Below are 17,098 nucleotides of genomic sequence, written 5' to 3' on the forward strand. Positions count from 1 at the left end.
AGCTGGTTCCGGCCTCTCAATAGATTTTCTGACTGCTCTACTGCGTTTAAAAAAACAGCCTGTTTACATAAAGCTGATTTCTTTACGTAAGCTTTGGAAACTAATCATATAACAACCAGTTCTTTTTACAGACCACATTTCAGCTGGGCACTGCAGTTGGTGCACGTATTACACCCTCCAATATCCTCTACTGTTCCTTGTCGGCAGACAGGACATGTGTCACCGACTTCACTTCCGTAATTAACAGAAGTTGAGCGGAGATCGGCGATCGTATCAACGAGGACGACCGGTTTATTCGTTTCGCCACGTTCTTCCCCGCCCGTAAGATCGACTGCGTAATTATCGTTTTCTTCGGCTTTCAGCGTAAGAACCTGGGAATCGCGGCTTCCATCCACGTACACTGTTCCGCCTTTCGCCCCGCCCTTGTATAGACGCTCATAAACACCTTTTACCTGGTCCACTGTGTATCCTTTTGGTGCGTTCACAGTTTTACTCAATGAACTGTCCACCCATTTCTGAATTACACACTGGACATCCGCATGAGCTTCCGGCGGCAGGTCCATGCTGGATACGAACCATTCCGGAAGATTGTCCGGGTCCTGCTCCGGATGCTTATCAAGGTAGCGCTGGAGAATAGCCGCCTTCACTTCGATAAATTTCCCAAGCCGCCCGCTTCGGAAGTACGAGAAGGAGAAATACGGCTCAAGACCTGTTGAAACCCCCACCATCGTGCCGGTGGAACCAGTAGGTGCCACGGTAAGCAGGTGAGAATTACGAATGCCGTAATTACGGATTCCTTCATGAATATCCTCAGGCATTTTTTTCATATAGCCTGTCTCTGTAAATCGTGTCCGGAGATAATCCGACTCTTCAGGGCTGCTCCCCTCCAGATAAGGAAAGCTTCCTTTTTCCTCTGCAAGTGCAATCGACGTCCGATAGGCAGTAACAGCTATTGTTTCGAAAATTTTATCTACAAGAGCGTTACCTTCTTCAGAACCATAGGTCGTTTCTGTCTCAATCAGCAGATCGTGAAGACCCATAACTCCGAGACCAACGCGCCTCTCACCCAGAGCCTGTTTAGTGTTTTCTTCCAGGAAGTATGGAGTAGCGTCAATAACGTTATCCTGCATTCTCACACCGGTTGCCACTGTCTCTGCCAGTTTTTCGAAGTCTACTTTTTTCGAAACCGGATCTGCCATCTCAGCCAGGTTGACCGCTGCCAGGTTACATACGGAATATGGAGCAAGCGGCTGCTCCCCGCATGGGTTCGTTGCCACTACTTTTTGTCCGTAGGCATTGGCATTTGTCATTTCATTTGCATTATCGATAAAGAAAATACCAGGTTCTGCCGAGTAGGTGGCACAGACGTTAATTAAATTCCACAGCTCTTTTGCTGCTATTGTGCGGTAAGTCCGGATACCAAAACCGAGATCCTTCCATTCACGCACGTCTCCGTATTCCTGCCACTCCCGGTTGTACGCTTCCATTTCTGCTTCATTGTAGTTTTCGACGTCCGGGAAACGGAGTTCATAATCCTCATCCCGTTCGACCGCCTCCATAAATTCTTTCGTAATACATACAGATATATTTGCTCCCGTTAAAAACTCAGGATTGTTCACTTCGTAGGTACCACCGTCCCGCAGCTTGTTTTCTGCATCACGGATAATTTTAGGGTCGAAGCCTCCCTGTCCTTCTATATGCTTATAATTTACTATACTCTGATACATTGCTTCCTCGAGCTCTGTGAACGGCGTGAATTTTAATTTGTCCTTAATAAGTTCTTTAATCTGCTCGTCACTTGTATTTTCCAGAAGGTAGCGGAGGATCCGCGGATTCTGCATTTTCGAAATAATAAATTCAAGAACATCCGGATGCCAGTCCGAAAGCATGATCATCTGGGCTCCGCGCCGCGAGCCTCCCTGCTCAACAAGGTGAGTCAGCTTGGCAATATCATCAAGCCATGAAACCGATCCGGAAGACTTACCGTTAACCCCCCGGGCCAGCGTATTTCGTGGACGCAGCGTGGATCCATTTGTTCCGACACCGCCGCCACGGCTCATAATTTCCATTACCTGCTTCCGGTGGTCAGAAATACCTTCTCTGGAATCTGCAACAAAAGGCATAACATAACAGTTAAAATACGTAACGTCCGTATCAGCACCGGCACCGTACAGAACACGGCCTGCCGGAACAAAGTTCATATTAACGAGTTCTTCGTAAAACTTCGTAAACCACTCCTGCTGCTTCTCTTTCGTTGTTTCTACAGAAGAAAGTCCTCTGGCGTTGCGTTTGGCAATTTGTTCATAATATACTTCCAGCGGCTTTTCGATTGTAGCCAGCGGCCGCTCCACAATTCCTGTCTTTTTCTCTTCTGGTTCGTCAAGCACAGAAAGAAATTCTTCATCTACAGCAATTTTTGCTGTTCCTGTCCCCCAGTCCACTTCCGTAACAAATCCATAGCCACGCGCCGGAAATTTAGGATCCGATTTTACGGTCAGTACAACAAAATCTCCCGACTTCAGCGTTTTTTTCTCCGTGTCTTTAAATGTATAACGGTCCAGCATGACAAGTTTTGACACGCCGCTCTGCCTGCGGTGCATCTCCGGTGTTACAGGAAACACCTGTGGAAACTGCTCAATATCTTTGTTCAGCTGCTCCACATCAATTCGTTTTTCTGACATAAAGGTAGTCACAGGCCTCGCTCCTTTTAACTTTAAAATCCTCCGCTCTTCAAAAAGAAAGGAAGCCCTGCGGTAAAGGCTTCTTTTCAGCTGAGGTTACAAAACGCTATATATTGTGTCCTTAATTAAATAAAAGCACAATATATAGGATATCTAGTGTAATTCTATACCCTGGATACGTTGTTGTAAACTCTTATTTTCTTTTCCCGGCACGGTATACTTTCTTATAGTTCCGGAGAAAACAGCTCTGGGACAAGTACCGAGCTGTAAAAATCCTTCCATAGTCACATTAAAAATTTAGTACTTATACGTCCATTTTTCTGAAGCATATTTTTCTTCAGCGAGAGCTGCAGCTTCTTCCAGCTGAGAACTTGTCAGTTCATACGGTTCCAGATGAATATTCAGCGCTTCTTCAAAACCCTTTCGAAAAGCTGTTTTAAGTTCATCTATTGTTGCAGGGTGTTCCATCAGCTCCGACAAAGGCGCAGCCTTCGTTTTGAACCCCTGCTGCATACGTCTGCGCAGCCGTTCGCTGGAAAAATTAAACATATCAAACAGTTTTTCCTCGTCGAATGTACGTATAATGGAGCCATGCTGAAGAATGATACCACGCTGACGGGTCTGGGCACTGCCGGCTATTTTCCTTCCGTTTACAACCATTTCATACCATGATGGGGCATCAAAGCAGACCGCCGACCGCGGGTTCCGGAGTTCTGCTTTTTCTCTCTCTGTTTCCGGTATCGAAAACTGGGCATCGAGTCCGAGGCTGCGGAAACCATTTAAAAGTCCCTGCGAAATAACCCGGTAGGCTTCCGTAACGGAGGCAGGCATGAGCGGGTGCGATTCTTCAGCTATAAAGCTGTAGGTCAGTTCGTCATCATGCAGAACCGCTCTCCCTCCAGTGGGACGGCGTACGAGTCCTGCTCCGTGGGCGGTAACCATTTCTATATTTATATCTTTATGGATGCGTTGAAAATAGCCGAGGGAGAGTCCTGCCGGCTTCCATTCGTAAAAACGGACTACAGGGGGAATTTCCCCTTCCCGGTGCCAGTCCATCAGTTTTTCATCCAGTGCCATATTGAAGGCAGGCGATTGTTTTCCTGAATCTATGTAAAGCCAAGTTTCCACGTTGATATTCCTCCTGACTACTATTATCATACCTAAAAAAACACCGAGTTACAAAAAGAATTCTTCAAGGATTGCACAAATCATTATTAAGGTATATCATTTATGAAGATACTTGTAAATCATCAAAGGAGTGGCAATATGGACTGGTGGATTTTGATTATTATAACGCTTATTTTAGTAGGTTTTCTGCTTTACCGTATGAAAAAGCCTAATTATCTGACTGCTCTGACGCAGGAGGAATTTACTAAAAACTACCGGAAAGCACAGCTGATTGATGTACGGGAGGAACGGGAATTTAAAACGGGTCATATTCTGGGCGCCAGAAATATTCCTCTCTCCCAGCTGCGTATGCGCTCCGGGGAAATCCGTACCGATAAACCTGTCTACATGTACGATCAAAACGGTTCCCGCTCGATTCAGGCAGCAAAACTGCTGAAAAAAAAGCGGGGCGCTGAGGATTTGTATATGCTTAAAGGCGGCTTTAAAAAATGGACGGGAAAAATTAAAAAATAAAAAAGACCCGGAAGCCTTTATTACGGCTTCCGGGATCTTTTTTGTATTCTTTTAATAATATTTCTCAAATGATCAGCTTTTTGTTGAAACATAGGCTTCCCGGCTGTATTTAAGCACCGGTTTTCTGGCCGCTGTAGTTTCATCAAGGCGTCCTATTACAGTACTGTGAGGCGCTTCCTGAACTACTTCCGGAGTGTTTTCAGCTTCCTCCGCTATTTGAATCATTGCATCACAGAACTCATCCAGCGTCTCCTTGGATTCTGTTTCTGTAGGTTCCACCATCAGACATTCCTCTACATTGATCGGGAAGTAAATCGTCGGCGGGTGGTATCCAAAGTCCAGAAGACGTTTTGCCATATCCAGTGTACGGACGCCGAGCTTCTTCTGTCTTTTACCGGAAAGAACAAATTCATGCTTACAGTGCTGCTCGTACGGCGTATCGAAATAAGGCTGGAGCCGGCGCAGCATGTAGTTGGCATTCAGAACGGCCTGAAGAGAAACCTGCTTCAACCCTTCCGGCCCCATTGTCCGAATGTACGTATATGCTCTGACATTAATACCAAAATTACCATAATATGGTTTTACACGTCCGATCGTTTCCGGAAAGTCATAGGAGAACGTGTAGTGTTCCCCTTCTTTAGCAATTATCGGTGCAGGAAGATAAGGAACGAGATCCTTTTTCACTCCTACCGGCCCGGATCCCGGTCCCCCTCCTCCGTGCGGGGTAGTAAAAGTTTTATGAAGATTCAGGTGCACAACATCGAAACCCATGTCTCCCGGCCGTGTTATTCCGAGAATAGCATTCGAATTTGCTCCATCATAATACAGTTTCCCCCCTGCTTCATGGATAATTTCCGCCATTTCAGAAATCTGCCTTTCAAAAAGTCCAAGAGTATTTGGGTTTGTCAGCATGAGAGCTGCTGTATCGTCTCCCGTCAGCTCTCTTAGATGATCGAGGTCCACCAGTCCTTCTTCCGTCGAACGGACTGTTACAGCTTCAAAACCAGCGACAACAGCTGACGCCGGATTGGTTCCGTGAGCCGAATCAGGTACGATCACCTTCGTCCGCTCATAATCTCCCCGCCCTTCATGATAGGCACGAATCAGCATAAGACCGGTCCACTCTCCGTGGGCACCCGCCGCCGGCTGAAGCGTAACCTGATCCATGCCGGTCACTTCCTCAAGGGATGTCTGCAGTTTATACATAAGCTCCATCGCACCTTGAATCTGGCTTTCCGGCTGGTATGGATGCAGATGAGCAAATCCTGGATAACGGGCGACATCTTCATTAATTTTCGGGTTGTATTTCATCGTACACGATCCCAAAGGATAAAATCCGGAGTCTACACCGTGATTCCTTCTCGAGAGAGCCGTATAGTGCCGGACGAGCTGAAGTTCAGAAACCTGTGGGAGTTCAGCTGCCTCCTCCCGCTGAAAAGAAGAAGGAAGAAGTTCATCCAAGTCTATTCTGTCAACATCCAGTTCAGGTAGACTGTGACCGATGCGCCCTTCTTTACTCATCTCAAATATTAATGCCTGATTTTCTGTAGTCATTCTGCTCCCTCCAGTGCTGATGCCAGTGCATCGATTTCTTCTTTTGTACGCAGCTCGGTTACTGCAAGAAGCATTTGCTTTTCTCTGCCTTTATAAAAACGACCAAGATCCAGACCTCCGATAATACCTTTATCGAAAAGCTGCTCGTTGATTTGAGAAACTTCTTTAGTGAACTCTATAACAAACTCATTAAAGAAAGGCCCGCTAAAGGCAGGACGAAACCCTTTTGCTTCAAGTGCTTTTTTGGCATAATGGGCCTTCTGCATATTCTGTTCAGCCATTTCTTTAAGACCGTATTTCCCGATCGCACTCATGGCAATTGCCGCTCCAAGAGCGTTCAGTGCCTGATTGGAACAGATATTACTCGTAGCTTTATCTCTTCGAATATGCTGTTCCCGGGCCTGCAGCGTTAATACAAATCCACGCTGTCCACTGTCATCTGTCGTCTGGCCGACCAATCTTCCAGGAACTTTACGCATAAGCTTTTTTGTAACAGCGAAATAGCCGCAGTGTGGTCCTCCAAGCTGTGTTGGAATACCAAATGGCTGCGCATCTCCCACTACTACATCAGCACCAAATTCTCCAGGCGGCTTAAGCATCCCCAGACTCAGCGGATTGGATGATACAATCATATGACTTTTATCGCTGTGGGTTATTTCCTCCACCTTTTGGAGGTCTTCTATCTGACCGAAAAAGTTAGGGTACTGCACAATTACACAGGCCGTGCTGCTGGTGTATTTCTGCTCCAGGTCCTCCATGTCCGTACAGCCGTCTTTCTCTTCAATTTCCACCACTGTAAGATTCTGCCCTGCAGCATTTGTTTTAAGTACTTCAAGAGCTTCCGGATGCACTGTTTTAGAAACGAGAATTTCTTTTTTCTTCGTCTGACCGCAGCTCATCATCGCTGCTTCAGTCAGAGCTGTCGGTCCATCATACATTGAAGAGTTGGCAAGGTCCATTCCCGTAAGCTCACAGATCATCGTCTGAAATTCGAAAATCCCCTGTAGTTCTCCCTGCGATATTTCCGGCTGATACGGCGTGTAGGCAGTAAAAAATTCCGAGCGGAGAAGCATGTGATTTACTACAGAAGGAATATAGTGTTCGTATACGCCCGCTCCGAGGAAAGAGGGGTAGTCTTTAACGTTTACGTTTCTTCCTGCCAGCCGCTGCATTTCTTTAATGAGCGCTGTTTCGTGCAGTGCCGGTTCAATTTCCAGCGGTCCGTCAAACTTTACTTTGTCGGGGATATCTTCAAAAAGCTCATCGAGACTCTCTACGCCGATTGTGTCCAGCATTTCCTTCTGATCCCGGTCTGTCATTGGTAAATAGCGGAAATCGTTCATTGTTTTCCACCCTTTCTGTTTAAGATTTATTTCTTGCGTAAAAAGGCGTTTTCACTACTTCAGCTTTCAACGTTCTTTTGCGGACCTGCACACTGACCTCTGTGCCAATTTCTTTGTACTTACTGTCTACAATGGCCAGTCCAACATTTTTCCCGAGTGTCGGAGACTGGGTGCCTGTCGTAATAAATCCTATTTCTTTATCTCCGTCGAGAACTGGATATCCGGTTCTCGGGATACCTTTGTCGATCATTTCCAGACCAATCATCCGGCGTTCCGGGCCGTTTTCTTTCTGCTGTTTTAACGTTTTCTGTCCAATGAATGGAACAGACTTGTCAGGCTTTACCGCAAACCCTATCCCTGCCTCTATTGGTGTAATATCTTTGGAAAGCTCCTGGCCGTAAAGCGCAAGCTTTGCTTCAAAACGGAGAGTGTCTCTTGCACCGAGGCCTATCGGCTCAGCACCTCCTTCAATAATTTTCTTCCAGAGCGGGACGGCAGCTTCAGGCGTACAGTATATTTCAAATCCGTCCTCCCCGGTGTATCCGGTTCTGGAAACGAGGACGTTCCAGCCGTCAATTTCAACATCATTCTGGAAACGAAAGAAAGAAATTCTACTCAGGTCCGAAGCAGTCAGTTTCTGAGCAATCTTTTCAGCTTCCGGCCCCTGAAGTGCAAGCTGAGCGTAGCCTTCAGATACATTGGCTATAGTGACGTCTTCCTTTCCCACATGGGACTGAAGCCAGTCAAAGTCTTTTTCAATGTTGGCGGCATTAACTACAAGCAGTACTTCCTGTTCGGAAAATTTGTAAAGAACAAGATCGTCAACTGTGCCTCCGTCTTCGTAACACATAGCCGTATACTGACACTGACCGCTTTTTGCTTTGTCCAGGTCATTTGTGAGCATCTTCTGCAGGAATGAAACAGTATCCGGACCGGTAACTTTAAGCTCTCCCATGTGTGAAACATCAAAAAGACCTGCTTTTTCTCTTACCGCAGCATGCTCTTCTTTTATTGAAGTAAACTGTACGGGGAGATCCCACCCGCCAAAATCTATCGTTTTTCCTCCATATTCGCTGTAAATTTCATAAAGCGGTGTTCTGTTTCCCATTGTAGTGCACCTCCATTTGATTATGTAATGCTGTCTGCTTTTGACGACAAAAAAAGACAGAAACGCCCTGATTGTAGTCAGAACGCCTCTGTCTGTGTACCTGAGAGTTTTCTCCTCCAGCTGAAGAAATCAGGAGGTTTCCCCATCGGTGATCCTCTTTTGGATCTTTCCAGAGATGCGTCAAGCAGGAGTCTGCTTTGCCTGAGAGATTCACGCACCTGCGCTTGCTCCTTCGGCGACGGCCTTCGCCGTTCTCTCCCCCTGCTGTCATTCGCCTTGTTTTTAATTAACGTATGTGAAACAAGTTTATCGTACCACTATTCTCTTTTTTCAGGCAAGTGTTTATTCTCTATAAACGAGTACAGGAAGCTCTTTAAAAACTTTCTGTTTTTACGACTCTTCCTCCCATTGAAATATTCCTGCACCGTGTTCATATATAAACTGCACTTTCCGATGGTAGAGTCCCGATTCCGCTTCTATTTCCATCCGCCACTTCTCACCTTGATTTTCCGCTGTACCAACAACCTTTCCTTTTTCAAAATTCCCTGTAAAAAGAAGCTGTTCCTTATCGCTGTTACCCGATGCATCGATCAGGTAGTCGGATGCGGTCATAACAAGCTGCTGTGTATACATATCTTCCAGCTCGTGGGCGAGCAGTTTTCTTTCCATTTCGTAATGATGAATCAAATACATGGAAAATCCACTTATACAAAGGATAAAAAGCATTGTATACAAAAGCATAAAGCCTTTTTTATTGGCCAGATAATACATAATTATTATGTCCTTCAATATAGGTATATTTCTGCTCTGCCCATTCGGCAGGATGAAGCAGATAGCGGGTCCTCGTCTTGTTCCCGGCTGTCACCCAAATTTCCAGGCCGAAACGGTGCTTTCGAAAACCATAATCCGTAATATGCTGTAACGTTACTTCATGCCCCTGGGACATTACTCTTCTGCGGATTTTATCTTCATACCTTTCATAAGAGACAGTTTTTCCCTCAACATTCATCAGCAGCCGGTCGTTTGACGCAGTAACCGCATAGCTTTCACTCTGCTGAAACTCCTTTTCCAGCTGTTTTGTAAAAACATAGAATTCATGCATGGAAAATTGATTGATTTCCGGTTTTTGACTCATCCAGAAATGGTAGCCTGATAAAAATAAAGGCAGAACAAGTGTCAGCAGGAATAATCCTGCCAAAACAGCAACCAAAGTAAATCCTTTCTCATTAGTCATATCCTGGAAGACATACTGCCGGCTGTCTCCTGAATTCTCCTTCGGCTTTCAGACAGTATTCTTTACCATTCTCAAGGTAACGGACACTTCCGGAAAAAGAAGCGGCTTCTCCCTGAAACAAACCGGTTACCGAAGCGTCCTCCTGAATGAGTTCCAAAAGAAGCTGCCCTGCTTCCCGCTCAGCTTCCATCAAGTAAAATTCGCTGTGCAGAAATCCAATGAGTACCACAAAGCTGCTGCAGCCTGCAGTCAACAGAAGCAGAGAAGCCGACATTTCAAGAAGAAAATATCCTTTATTATTCAATTTCCAGAAAATAAAATCTCCCCCTTCCTATTTGAAAAACGAGATTGTACTTTTTTGAAGCTGCTGTTACCCGCAGCTGCCCGAAATGTCTTACATTGCCATTCGGATTAAACTGAACCTGATTCAACTTTAGTGAAAGCTCTTCGAAGGCAAGGGGATAAATTGGACGGCGGTCAAGGAGAATCTCCCCCTCAGAAACCGCCCGGTACTGCCCGGAGGCATAAAAACGGAAACTTACTTCTTTTCCCGTTTTCATTGCTTCAAGCTGCATGGAATGAAGATCCCGCTGCAGTTCATTTAATAAATATTCCGCCTGCATCTGACGTGTTATTTCAGAAACAGGCAGCAAGGCCGCCATACTGACTGCAGAGATTATCAGCAGTGAAAGCATTACTTCCGGCATGCTGTATCCTCTGTTACTCATTTCCTGCGCGGGCTTTCATTCCTTCTATCACGATCGATGTCCCGTCCGGGCACGTATCCCTGTCTATATAACCCCCTTCTTTCAGTGCTGATGCCGAAGCTGGGGACTGGCCATTGTTATCCATCTGATAGGCCATGATCTGTGCTTCCACAAGCTCAAGCGACGCTTCACAGCTTTTGGAATTAGCTACTGTCTGGTTTTTTGTCAGGTTCGGAATAAAAACGAGGAGCAGAATTGAAATAATTACGAGTACTACCATAACTTCTATCAGCGTGAAACCTTTTTTGGATTTGATTACTGCCAGAATTTTTCCCATTTTCATCATCCTTTTATTTGTTTTGACAGCATGGCCCTGCTTTTAAAACAGCGGGATTTTCTGCTGCACTGCATAAAACGGAACAATACTGTCTCATGTGTATTTCACGTTACGCTCTTTCATTATGAATTCTTCCATCCCGTCCTTTAATAATTACATTATCTTTCTTCTAACCTCCGCGTTGATTACGTCCCTGGCAGCCCTCCTGTTTTGAAAACAGAAACAGTCTTATAGACCCGGAGGAGGCCGGTTATTCAGGGACGCGACTTCTTTATTTCCTGCTTCAGGCGCACCGTAACGGAAACTGTCCGTTGTATGTTTAACTGCGTTATCAGCAGGTGTTTAACGAAGAGGTGTTTTTTCCGGCTCAGTAAACTGGAAAATATATTACGCAAAAGAATCAATAATTGAAAATACCGGCATCATCATTGAAACAAACAACACGATCACAATCGCTCCGATCAAACAGAAGACGAGCGGCTGCACAAGCCGGATAGCCTTATTTGTATGATCATACATCTGTTGAAACAAATAAGCGGAAAATGAATCGAGCTCCTGAGCCGCTGCACCGCGGGACTCCCCAAAAGACCAGACTGCCGCTATCTGCGAAATAAAATATGGACTGCTGTGCAGAACTTCAGTAAAAGAATCTCCTGCTTCGAGTTTCTCAATGAAGTTCCCCGCTTCCATACGAAAGAACGCAAGCATCGATTCTTCTTTCATCGTATAAAGGGCCTGCTGCAGAGAAAGGCCACCCTGAAGCATAGGCGCGAGCTGAGCTGTGAAATAATAGGATATCAATTGGCGGACATACTTATGAACCAGTGGAATTTTCATCATAAAGTCAACCTGTTCTGCCGCCGGCTTTCTGCGTATCCAGAGTACAATCATAATTCCACATATAAGTACAGACAGAAAAAGAGGCAGCCTGAACCAGTCAATAAAAAAAAGCATGCTTTTTGTAACTGCCGGAAGTTCATGATCCATCGCCTCAAAAAACTGCTGGAACTGAGGAAGTATCCCTTCCATTAAAACCATTCCCAGAATAACTACTCCAACAGAAAGCGCCAGCGGATAATGAAGGACGGACTGCATCTGCTTTTTCAATTCATGCCTTTTCAGCAGTAAATACCCGGATTGGGAAAGTGCCTTTTGAAAAGATCCGTATGTTTCCAGCATTCGAATAAAGTTAATAATTTCTTTTGTAAACCCTGCTTCAAAAAGCTGATCAGCAAACGTATCTCCTTTTTCCATCTCCTTATAAACACGGAGAAGCCATTCTCTTTTATCCTCCATCAAAAAAGCAGCATACAGTTCTATTGCTTCGCTAATGTTATAGCCTTCCTTCAGAAGAACAGATATATCTACGAGCAGCTTTCCTCTTTCGTAATCATTTTTAAAAAGCTTCTTCACAAGTAAGCTCCTTTTCCGAAACGCTTCCACTCATCTTCTGCAATATATCCGACAGCTATGCCTTTCTTCATAAGAGTTCCAAGATCGATCCGGGGCACTTTTTTGCCGGACCCTTTTTTAAGGTTATCAAAAGCTTCCTGCAGTTCTTCCTCCATTAATATTTCATAGATCGCCTTCCTGCGTACAAGTCTTCTTCTGCGGCAATGGATCGAACACTCCCCGGTGCAGAAGGGACACTTCACATCAACAAGTCTCTGGGCTGCCACTCCGCAAAGAACTTCCTGAAGATCTGCCTCGTCAATACCAAGATCTTTAAGCCTTCTGAGAGCTCCGGCAGTGGAGCTGCTGTGAAGGCTCGATATAACAAGGTGACCGCTCATTGCCGCTTTGACCGCAATAGCTGCCGTTTCTTCATCTCTTATTTCTCCTATTACAATTAAATCAGGATCATGCCTCAGCAGACTTCTAAGACCTGATGCATAGGTTACTCCTGCTTTTTCGTTAATTTCCATCTGCAGAAGTCCATTCTCCCGTCTTTCCACGGGGTCTTCCAGTGTCATGATATTTTCTTTTGCACTGCTCATTCTATCCTGAAGCAGTGAATACAAGGTTGTTGTTTTGCCGGCTCCGGTCGGGCCGCATAAAAGGATTAATCCATGGGGGCTATGTATAAGTTTCTGAAGGGATGCTACTTGATCCGGGAATAGTGCAAGCTCTCGAAGAGTATCTGATTTTTCGTATGGAAATATACGCAGTACGAGCGTTTCCATTAGGGAGGAGGGGAATGTTGAGAGTCTGATAAAAATAGTACGCTGTTCCATGAGTATTTCGATACGTTTGTTCTGTGGACGACGCCTTTCACCGATATCCATACCGGCAATGAATTTCATGTGGGAAATCAGCTTCCGCCCTGCCGGCAGCGCTACTTTTTCAACGTCAATCAGCTGACCGTCAAGACGAAATCTAACCCTTACACTTTCTTCATCAGGAAGCAGATGTACATCTGATGCTTTTAATGCCACCGCTTCTCTGATAATCTCTTTTAATTTCAGTGAAGCTTCCATATACCACTCTCCTTTTTATTTACCTTTGTAAAAACAGCGTGCTCCGCACCTGACCATCCGCAGAGACACTTAAACACTGCAGATAGCTTCCAGGTCTGTTACTCACCTGAAGCCCACTCATTTCACAAAGCTTTTTACAACTACAGAACATACATTCGACATGAAGGAATAAAAACCCTTCTTTTTCCAAAAAAAAAAAGCTGATTCAAAAAGAATCAGCTTCGTTCTTTACTTTTGATCTTCTTCCTGGGACGAAGTTTCTGTATGAAGGTCCTGCTCTTTATGGAGTGCCTCCACATCTCTGCGCAGACGTTCTTTTGTTTCTTCAATTTCCTGGACAACCTGCTGGGCAAGTTTTCTGCCTTCGGATTTCTCTTCCTCCATTACACCTTTAACATCCCCTGTCAGCTCTTCACCCATTCGAGAGGCTTTATCGGTAACTTCAGAAGTCCGCTCTGAGATTTTTCCCAGGCTTTCTTTTGCAGCACTCGTAATACTTCCGGATTTTTCTTTAGCAAGCTGGGAGTATTCTGCTCCTTTTTCTTTGGCAGTGTTCGTCCATTCGGTCGTTCGATCCACAGCAGCTGAGCTTTTTTCTTTAGCCGTATTCGTCCATTCCGCTGTGCGGTCTTTTGCTGATGAAGCTTTTTCATTTAAATCGGTCCGAAGTTCCCTTCCGGATTTAGGCGCCATTAAAACCGCTGCCGCAGCCCCTACCAGGCTTCCTACTACAGCTCCTAAAATGAAATCTTTCGTATCCATATTACTCATAAATTGCTTCCTCCTTTTATTCTTCGTGTATGTATATTATTCTACATACATTCTATAATACCTTTGTTTACCTTAAATTAAACCCTGAAATTTCAGGAATTGGGTAAATCACCCCCTGCTCTGTGTCTGCGTATTAAGTATTGTTAAACAGCTTTTTCATGAACCGTGCGGAAGCGGAGTTGTAGCTGCATTCTTAGAGAAACCTCCGCTTCCTGATACATGACGGATGCAGTTCAAAAGCTTTTCCTCAGCCGATGGAAGAAAATGCAGCGGCTCTGTCATCAGCACAGAGCTTTCAGAGCCTGAAAGTAAAAGAACCTTTTCGGAATTTCTCTTCCATAACGTAAGTAACTTTCTTTGAAAACAATACCTGCTTCACAAATTTCCGCCTTGGAGAGGCCCGGAGTTCCTGACGTTCCTGTATGACAGACTCCAATAAAAAGTACTGCTCATGAAATCCTCCGGAAGCAACAGTTTACAAACAAACCTTTTTCGATTTATAATGAGGTGAACTTACTTTCGTTCATCTGTATGTTTTCAGCTACATAAAAAGGAGGGGGAAGTCATGGAACGCATGTATCGAGTTCTCGGGTTCTGGACGGGGATATTTGCCGTTTTGTTCCTCGTAGGTGATATGCTTGAAGCAGCAATTTTATTCTTCGCACAAACCGGTATATTCATTGCACTCAGCTATCTCAAGCTTTCAGAGCGTGCATACGTTTATATCTTTGGTGCGTACTTAACAGTGTTCTTCGTTGGATTCACATATTACACTACATTTATTATGATCCCGGATGTCGGAGGCCACTAAACCTTGCCGGAATCAAAAAGCTGTATGCCCGCGGAGGAGCATACAGCTTTTTTATATTACCAGCCGAACCCGTTAATGAATGGGTTTGTTTCTTTTTCCTCCCCAATCACGGTAGAAGGTCCATGTCCATTCAGAACTTCTGTTTCGTCATTCATCACAAGAAGTTTATCGTGGATACTTTTCATTAAGGTTTCCTGGTCTCCTCCGTGAAGGTCTGTTCTTCCTACTCCGCCCCGGAACAGGACGTCTCCGGAAAAAGCCGCTTCCTCATTAATAAAATAATAAGTAACACTTCCAGGAGAGTGGCCGGGCGTTTCAAACAGGTAAAAGAAAAAGCTTCCAACTTGTTTTTCACCCTCTTCTTTCCATAAATAATCTGCTTCCCGGCATTCCACCGGTTCTATTCCCGGGAATACACCCGACCCGTTAAGCTGTGGACTCCCGAGCCAGTCCTTCTCCTCTTTATGCAGATAAACAGGACAGTTCAGTTCATCCCTCACCTGCTCCAGTGCTCCTATATGATCAAAATGGGCGTGCGTTAAAAGTACTGCTTCGACCTCCAGCTTAAGCTCTCTGATCCGGGACAGGAGCTTACCGGGTTCTCCACCCGGATCGATGATTAATGCTCTGCCATTTTCGTAAATTAAATACCCGTTTGTCTGTAGAGGGCCCAGCGGGATGCGTTCGTATTTCATATGTATCTCCTCCTTGCTTCCATTATAGGACATTTAATTGCCATAAACAAAAAAAGGAATTCAGCACTTCCGAAAAGTGACACTCGACAACTGGAGAAAAAAAAAGTAAAATATGAAGTGATAGAAGCTGTCCGACCATTTCGGATATTACAGACTGCTACATACAGGTCTTTTTATACTGAGAGAAGGAGGTATACTTAAATGTTTCTTGGACTTATTACTTTAGGTGTCACTATTTTATCGGTTTTTGGGTTAATCACAGAAGCTAAACGAAGAAACTTGTTCGGAGCCGGTTTTGCCCTCGTTTCCGTAGCTGTATTCGGATGGTTTTCCCTGCGGACCCTTTTCGCTGTGATCTTCACAGGCGGAGGCGGCGTAGTAGCCTGATCAAATGAACACTTTATGAAGCCCGGCACCACGAGGATTTTTTCCCGTGGTGCTTTTTATTACGTATAAAACTTTCCATATTAAAAACGGATTTCCTTCGTTGTGGTGCCGCCGTTTACAAAAAGCCTTTCTTTATTAATACTTCCCAACTGCCTGCTGAAGCTGCGTGTAAGCATATAGGGCAGTTTCTACATGTTTTTTTTCAGGTGGGGAAGTAGTATTATTTTTTTGAATCCAGGCAGAAAGAAACAGCAGTTTTTCTTTTAGAAACGATGACTTTTTATTCTTCATCCAGGGATGGAGAATAACTGTTCCTGCCAGCGCCCCGTAGGCAGCTGCCGGCAGCACGGATTCAAACCTGAGAAAAGGTGCAGCCAATAAGGTCAGAAAAATTGTCAGAGCTGCATACAGCAGGGCAGTATTCGTAGAGCAGTGCCTGTTCACTACGGGTTTCTCCAGAACTTTCTCTACCGTCAGTTCCGCTGTCTTTCCCTTTAAAGCAAGAACCTGGTGTTCTGCCGCATGAAATTTTTTCATCTCCTTAGGGAACAAGAAGTGAAAACCAACAATCAGCCATAAGTATATATACATCGGCAGAGATGGTACAATTCCGGAAGCCCCGCCCCCCAGAAAAACTATTATCCCGAAAAATATGAGCCGTGAAATCACGGAAAAAGTACCCGCAGCTGTCCAGAAGGCATAAAAATATGCTTTCATATTTAATGGGCGCAGCCAGGTACTTCTTTTTCCTTTTTTATAATAAGCACAGGACAGCCAGCCCCCGCCGGCAAACATTACTCCTCCAGGAAAAGAAAGTCCCCGTACCATCTGTTTACCAGCTTTCTTCAATGACCCAGTGATTTTCAGGAATACGCTCCTGTAAAACCTCTGTCAGATCAACAGGCCCCGTCGATGGAACCTCGGCCGCAGACCACGTATGGTAATATCTGACTGCTTCCACTTCTCCATTCAATGCAATTTCCCATGTTCCAGAAGCTCCATATATCTGCTCTTCTTCTGCGTACGTAGGAAATGGAGCAGCTGCACCTTCGGTAGTTTCAATCCACTCATCGGAAGAATATAATACTTCATCAGCCTGCGTCAGACGAAGTTCTGCTTCTTCCAGATCCCCATCCGTTACTATTTCTATATAGTCTTCCCCAGCAACTCCACTTTCCGGGAAACTTCCCCACTGCCACGCGACAATGTTTTCGTCCATTGTTATATCCATGTTCTGCTGCAGGTCACTGTTTGAAAATCCCGATGACTGATTTAACGAAAAATAGCCGAAAATAAATAATCCAAGCATTACCGCTATCGGCAGAAATATAATAGTTTTATTTCCTTTCATT

General features: G+C 44.9%; 19 protein-coding genes and 1 riboswitch. Of the genes, 3 read left to right on the forward strand and 16 right to left on the reverse strand.

What is annotated here, in order from left to right:
- Positions 1-125: 125 nt before the first annotated feature.
- Together C6Y45_RS00800 and C6Y45_RS00805 are read right to left on the reverse strand one after the other, a co-directional pair.
- A complete protein-coding gene (locus C6Y45_RS00800) occupies positions 126-2,681 on the reverse strand; it encodes a vitamin B12-dependent ribonucleotide reductase (protein ID WP_425427841.1) in 2,556 nt (851 codons plus the stop codon).
- A gap of 297 nt (positions 2,682-2,978) precedes the next feature.
- The gene (locus tag C6Y45_RS00805; protein ID WP_107583255.1) at positions 2,979-3,815 is read right to left on the reverse strand and encodes a lipoate--protein ligase family protein; all 837 of its coding nucleotides are present in this window, start codon (positions 3,813-3,815) and stop codon (positions 2,979-2,981) included.
- Positions 3,816-3,947: 132 nt separating this feature from the next.
- Between C6Y45_RS00805 and C6Y45_RS00810 the strand changes: the two genes are divergently transcribed.
- Complete coding sequence (locus tag C6Y45_RS00810) at positions 3,948-4,322, forward strand: rhodanese-like domain-containing protein (RefSeq protein WP_107582996.1); 375 nt, start codon at positions 3,948-3,950, stop codon at positions 4,320-4,322.
- A 72-nt stretch (positions 4,323-4,394) separates the two neighbouring features.
- Here the strand turns inward: C6Y45_RS00810 and gcvPB are convergent, their stop codons facing one another.
- The 11 genes from gcvPB to C6Y45_RS00865 all read right to left on the reverse strand — a co-directional run bounded on the left by gcvPB (position 4,395) and on the right by C6Y45_RS00865 (position 13,853).
- Complete coding sequence (gene gcvPB / locus C6Y45_RS00815; protein WP_107582998.1) at positions 4,395-5,876, reverse strand: aminomethyl-transferring glycine dehydrogenase subunit GcvPB; 1,482 nt, start codon at positions 5,874-5,876, stop codon at positions 4,395-4,397.
- A complete protein-coding gene (gene gcvPA, locus C6Y45_RS00820) occupies positions 5,873-7,219 on the reverse strand; it encodes an aminomethyl-transferring glycine dehydrogenase subunit GcvPA (protein WP_107583000.1) in 1,347 nt (448 codons plus the stop codon). Before gcvPA ends, gcvPB begins: the two co-directional genes overlap by 4 nt.
- A 19-nt stretch (positions 7,220-7,238) precedes the next feature.
- Entirely contained in the window at positions 7,239-8,327 is a 1,089-nt protein-coding gene (gene gcvT, locus C6Y45_RS00825; protein WP_107583002.1) for a glycine cleavage system aminomethyltransferase GcvT, read from the reverse strand.
- Positions 8,328-8,505: 178 nt separating this feature from the next.
- Positions 8,506-8,598: riboswitch (glycine riboswitch) on the reverse strand.
- A gap of 119 nt (positions 8,599-8,717) precedes the next feature.
- Complete coding sequence (locus C6Y45_RS00830) at positions 8,718-9,020, reverse strand: hypothetical protein (protein ID WP_146159134.1); 303 nt, start codon at positions 9,018-9,020, stop codon at positions 8,718-8,720.
- Positions 9,021-9,078: 58 nt separating this feature from the next.
- On the reverse strand, positions 9,079-9,561 hold the full coding sequence (gene comGF, locus C6Y45_RS00835; RefSeq protein ID WP_107583006.1) for a competence type IV pilus minor pilin ComGF: 483 nt from the start codon (positions 9,559-9,561) through the stop codon (positions 9,079-9,081).
- On the reverse strand, positions 9,554-9,790 hold the full coding sequence (locus C6Y45_RS00840; protein WP_160058025.1) for a hypothetical protein: 237 nt from the start codon (positions 9,788-9,790) through the stop codon (positions 9,554-9,556). The genes comGF and C6Y45_RS00840 overlap by 8 nt, the downstream gene beginning before the upstream one ends.
- A 67-nt stretch (positions 9,791-9,857) precedes the next feature.
- Complete coding sequence (gene comGD, locus C6Y45_RS00845) at positions 9,858-10,289, reverse strand: competence type IV pilus minor pilin ComGD (protein ID WP_107583010.1); 432 nt, start codon at positions 10,287-10,289, stop codon at positions 9,858-9,860.
- On the reverse strand, positions 10,282-10,605 hold the full coding sequence (comGC, locus tag C6Y45_RS00850; RefSeq protein WP_245922447.1) for a competence type IV pilus major pilin ComGC: 324 nt from the start codon (positions 10,603-10,605) through the stop codon (positions 10,282-10,284). Before comGC ends, comGD begins: the two co-directional genes overlap by 8 nt.
- Positions 10,606-10,992: 387 nt before the next feature.
- Positions 10,993-12,018 carry a competence type IV pilus assembly protein ComGB gene (gene comGB / locus C6Y45_RS00855; RefSeq protein WP_160058027.1) on the reverse strand — a complete coding sequence of 342 codons (1,026 nt, stop codon included), beginning with the start codon at positions 12,016-12,018 and terminating at the stop codon, positions 10,993-10,995.
- Positions 12,015-13,082 (reverse strand): competence type IV pilus ATPase ComGA, encoded by a 1,068-nt coding sequence (gene comGA, locus C6Y45_RS00860; protein WP_107583014.1) that lies wholly within the window; start codon positions 13,080-13,082, stop codon positions 12,015-12,017. Before comGA ends, comGB begins: the two co-directional genes overlap by 4 nt.
- 228 nt (positions 13,083-13,310) lie before the next feature.
- Positions 13,311-13,853 carry a YtxH domain-containing protein gene (locus tag C6Y45_RS00865; RefSeq protein WP_107583016.1) on the reverse strand — a complete coding sequence of 181 codons (543 nt, stop codon included), beginning with the start codon at positions 13,851-13,853 and terminating at the stop codon, positions 13,311-13,313.
- A 565-nt stretch (positions 13,854-14,418) separates the two neighbouring features.
- Here C6Y45_RS00865 and C6Y45_RS00870 point away from each other — a divergent pair.
- Positions 14,419-14,664: a DUF2626 domain-containing protein gene (locus C6Y45_RS00870; RefSeq protein WP_107583018.1), complete on the forward strand. Its 246-nt coding sequence runs from the start codon at positions 14,419-14,421 to the stop codon at positions 14,662-14,664.
- A gap of 56 nt (positions 14,665-14,720) precedes the next feature.
- Here the strand turns inward: C6Y45_RS00870 and C6Y45_RS00875 are convergent, their stop codons facing one another.
- Complete coding sequence (locus C6Y45_RS00875) at positions 14,721-15,359, reverse strand: MBL fold metallo-hydrolase (RefSeq protein ID WP_107583020.1); 639 nt, start codon at positions 15,357-15,359, stop codon at positions 14,721-14,723.
- A gap of 201 nt (positions 15,360-15,560) precedes the next feature.
- On the opposite strand from C6Y45_RS00875, the gene C6Y45_RS00880 reads away from it, so the two are divergent.
- The gene (locus tag C6Y45_RS00880; protein ID WP_107583022.1) at positions 15,561-15,746 is read left to right on the forward strand and encodes a DUF2759 family protein; all 186 of its coding nucleotides are present in this window, start codon (positions 15,561-15,563) and stop codon (positions 15,744-15,746) included.
- A gap of 135 nt (positions 15,747-15,881) precedes the next feature.
- Here C6Y45_RS00880 and C6Y45_RS00885 read toward each other — a convergent pair whose 3' ends face one another.
- Positions 15,882-16,574, reverse strand: coding sequence for a DUF1385 domain-containing protein (locus tag C6Y45_RS00885; protein ID WP_107583024.1), 693 nt, complete (start codon positions 16,572-16,574; stop codon positions 15,882-15,884).
- Between the two features lie 4 nt (positions 16,575-16,578).
- Positions 16,579-17,097 (reverse strand): hypothetical protein, encoded by a 519-nt coding sequence (locus C6Y45_RS00890; protein ID WP_107583026.1) that lies wholly within the window; start codon positions 17,095-17,097, stop codon positions 16,579-16,581.
- Position 17,098 lies beyond the last annotated feature (1 nt).

The sequence above is a fragment of the Alkalicoccus saliphilus genome, from assembly GCF_003044065.1.
Taxonomy (GTDB): domain Bacteria; phylum Bacillota; class Bacilli; order Bacillales; family Salisediminibacteriaceae; genus Alkalicoccus; species Alkalicoccus saliphilus.

Coding starts and splice junctions, on each gene's coding strand:
- C6Y45_RS00890 (WP_107583026.1), bottom strand. CDS start 17,097: ATGAAAGGAAATAAAACTATTATATTTCTGCCGATAGCGGTAATGCTT.
- C6Y45_RS00810 (WP_107582996.1), top strand. CDS start 3,948: ATGGACTGGTGGATTTTGATTATTATAACGCTTATTTTAGTAGGTTTT.
- C6Y45_RS00800 (WP_425427841.1), bottom strand. CDS start 2,681: ATGTCAGAAAAACGAATTGATGTGGAGCAGCTGAACAAAGATATTGAG.
- comGD (WP_107583010.1), bottom strand. CDS start 10,289: ATGAGTAACAGAGGATACAGCATGCCGGAAGTAATGCTTTCACTGCTG.
- C6Y45_RS00865 (WP_107583016.1), bottom strand. CDS start 13,853: ATGAGTAATATGGATACGAAAGATTTCATTTTAGGAGCTGTAGTAGGA.
- C6Y45_RS00870 (WP_107583018.1), top strand. CDS start 14,419: ATGGAACGCATGTATCGAGTTCTCGGGTTCTGGACGGGGATATTTGCC.
- comGF (WP_107583006.1), bottom strand. CDS start 9,561: ATGACTAATGAGAAAGGATTTACTTTGGTTGCTGTTTTGGCAGGATTA.
- gcvPA (WP_107583000.1), bottom strand. CDS start 7,219: ATGAACGATTTCCGCTATTTACCAATGACAGACCGGGATCAGAAGGAA.
- gcvPB (WP_107582998.1), bottom strand. CDS start 5,876: ATGACTACAGAAAATCAGGCATTAATATTTGAGATGAGTAAAGAAGGG.
- C6Y45_RS00885 (WP_107583024.1), bottom strand. CDS start 16,574: ATGGTACGGGGACTTTCTTTTCCTGGAGGAGTAATGTTTGCCGGCGGG.
- gcvT (WP_107583002.1), bottom strand. CDS start 8,327: ATGGGAAACAGAACACCGCTTTATGAAATTTACAGCGAATATGGAGGA.
- comGA (WP_107583014.1), bottom strand. CDS start 13,082: ATGGAAGCTTCACTGAAATTAAAAGAGATTATCAGAGAAGCGGTGGCA.
- C6Y45_RS00830 (WP_146159134.1), bottom strand. CDS start 9,020: ATGTATTTGATTCATCATTACGAAATGGAAAGAAAACTGCTCGCCCAC.
- C6Y45_RS00880 (WP_107583022.1), top strand. CDS start 15,561: ATGTTTCTTGGACTTATTACTTTAGGTGTCACTATTTTATCGGTTTTT.
- C6Y45_RS00875 (WP_107583020.1), bottom strand. CDS start 15,359: ATGAAATACGAACGCATCCCGCTGGGCCCTCTACAGACAAACGGGTAT.
- comGC (WP_245922447.1), bottom strand. CDS start 10,605: ATGGGAAAAATTCTGGCAGTAATCAAATCCAAAAAAGGTTTCACGCTG.